This window comes from Mycobacterium sp. 050272 (assembly GCF_039023525.1).
Classification (GTDB): Bacteria; Actinomycetota; Actinomycetes; order Mycobacteriales; family Mycobacteriaceae; genus Mycobacterium.
This window is the reverse complement of the sequence record NZ_JBCHKV010000051.1, coordinates 1-2,409: the sequence shown is the minus strand read 5'-3', so window position 1 is coordinate 2,409 and position 2,409 is coordinate 1. Positions and strand designations below refer to the sequence as shown.

Genomic DNA, 2,409 nt, shown 5'->3' with positions numbered 1-2,409 from the left:
TGATCGCGCTCATCGAAAGTCCTCAGGTGTGCTCGCCGAAATTCCTCACCTGTGAGCAGCAGTCAGTGTAGTTGTTGGCGGGTGCCGGTGGTGGTTCGGCGCAGGGTTTCGGCGGCGGCGTGGTGGTCGCGCAGGCGGTAAGACTCGCCGTCGAGGTTGATGACCACTGAGCGGTGCAGTAGGCGGTCGAGCATGGCGGCCGCGACGGTGGTGTCGCCGAGGATCTCGCCCCAAGCGCCCACCCCGCGGTTGGTGGTGATCACGATCGATGTTTTCAAATACCGTTGGGACACAACCTGAAACAACGCCGAAGCAGCTTCGGCGGGCAGCGGAAGATAGCCCAGTTCATCGATCACCAGGAGCGTCGGCCCGGCGTAGAAGCGCATGGTGGTGGCCCAGCGCCCCTCGATCGCCGCGCGGTGGCAGCGGGCAGCCAGATCCGCGGCGGTGGTGAAGTAGGTCCGGTAGCCGGCATGGGCTGCGGCTCGCGCCAGCCCGACGCTGAGGTGGGTTTTGCCGGTGCCTGGTGGTCCGATGAGCAGGATGTTGGTCGCCGATTCCAGGTAGCGGCAGGTGCCCAGTTCGTCGATCAGCTTGCGGTCGATCCCGGCGGCGGCATCGACGTCGAAGTCGGCCAGGGTGGCCGGGGTGGGCAGGCAGGCGAACCGCAGCCGACCGGCCAACCGGCGGGCGGTGCTGGCGTCGACCTCGGCGGCCAGCAGTCGCTCCAGGGCCACGGTCAGCGACAGGCCCTCGGCGGTGGCCTGATCCAGGACCGCGGGCAGCGCTTCAGCGGCGGCGGCCAGCTTGAGCGTGGCCAGATGCGAGCGCAGCTGCTGGTAGCGACTCGCGGCTGCCGACGGAGACTCCTCAGCGGTGGTCGTGGCGGTGGTCTTCGCGATGCGTGAGGTCGGGGTCATTGGATGATCCTGTTCTGGGCGGCCCGCTCGTAGGCGGACAAGTCGATGACAGTGGAATCGGTTGACGGAGTCAGGGATTGAGGTTCCGGGTTGCTGCATTCTTTGATCTGAAGGAGTTGTGCGGCCGCAGCTTTGGCCGCAGGGCCGGGTGGGATGCGTTCCTTGCGTCGATGCGGGCGCCCGGTCGTGGCGGTGGCCAAAGCGGCGGTGTCGAGGGCGATGACATGACCGCTGTCACGCACCATCACCCCGAGCCCGTCGGCGACCAGTCGGTGCCGGGCCACCACGATCCCGCTGGTGGTGGCGATGTCGCAGAACTGCCCGCCGACCGGATGCGACACCACCACCTGGGCAGCCGCCAGTTCCGGGGGTACCGAGTAGCGGTTGCCGCGGTAGGGCACCAACGCCTGCCGCGACGCCGTGCGGGTCTCGGCCACGATCACCGGATACGGCAGCGCCGGCACCGGGGCCAGCGGCTCGGCCTTGGCCACCACAGCCACCGAGGACCGGCCGTCAGCGGTGGCCCGCAGCCGAGTGTCGCCGCGGACCCGGGCGAAGCGATCCAGACCAGCCTGCGCCTGCTCCACGGTGGCCTCATCGGCCAGGGTGCGCCACCAGCGCTGCGCGGCGGTGTGATTGACCTTCTCCACCACGCCCTTGCGGTTGCCGCGCCGCGGCGGGCAGATCGCCACCGACACCCCGTAGTGCTTGGCCACCCCGGCGAATGAGCCGGTCACCCGGCCGCTGCCGGGGTCGCAGACCGTGGCCATCCGGTCAAACCGCCACACCCGAGTCAGCCCGCCCAGTCCGCGGGTCACCCGGTCCAGGCCGGCGACCAGGTGTGGCTGATCCTCCGAGGGCGCCAGGGCGGCTCGCCACTTCCCGGAATGGGCCAGTGAGCCCACCAGCAGGTGCGCGGTCTTGCCCCACCCCCACGATGCCGGTGGATCGGGCAATTCCAGCCAGTCCCATTGGGTTTCATCACCCGGGGCGTGTGGGATCACTGCATTGGGCCGCTCGGTGGCCGTGCGGCACGCCTGGCAGACCGGACGCAGATTCCGGGTTCGGATGTTGCGGGTCAGGCTCTGATACGACAGCCCGAAGCCCAGCTCCTCGAGTTCGTCGAGCAGGGTACGGGCCCACAGGTGCGGGTCCTCGGTCAGCCGGGCGACCACGTAGTCGACGAACGGATCGAACGGGTCCGGACCCGGACGGGCACGGACTCCCGGTTTACCGTCACCGGCCAGATACTTGCGGACCGTCTTGCGGTCGAAGCCGGTGTGGCGGGCGATCGCTGAGATCGTCCAACCACGCTTGCGCAGGGCATGTACTTCCACATCGTCCTCCCATGTGAGCATGAGAAAGCAGGCCTCCTTCGGCAGTGCTGCAGGCGTCAGACACCAGCAGCATCGAAGGAGGCCCGCCCTTCTCGGCGGAGCCACACGGGTGGGGAATTTCGATGAGCGTCAGTGGGGAATTTCAGTGAGCG

The 2,409-nt window shown here is 68.5% G+C and carries 2 protein-coding genes; both read right to left on the bottom strand.

The features are described 5' to 3' along the window. Nucleotides 1-62: 62 nt before the first annotated feature. Nucleotides 63-920: an IS21-like element helper ATPase IstB gene (istB, locus tag AAHS21_RS31900; RefSeq protein WP_047324306.1), complete on the bottom strand. Its 858-nt coding sequence runs from the start codon at nucleotides 918-920 to the stop codon at nucleotides 63-65. Beyond that, on the bottom strand, nucleotides 917-2,278 hold the full coding sequence (locus AAHS21_RS31895) for a DDE-type integrase/transposase/recombinase (protein WP_047324307.1): 1,362 nt from the start codon (nucleotides 2,276-2,278) through the stop codon (nucleotides 917-919). The genes istB and AAHS21_RS31895 overlap by 4 nt, the downstream gene beginning before the upstream one ends. Between the last annotated feature and the right edge of the window lie 131 nt (nucleotides 2,279-2,409).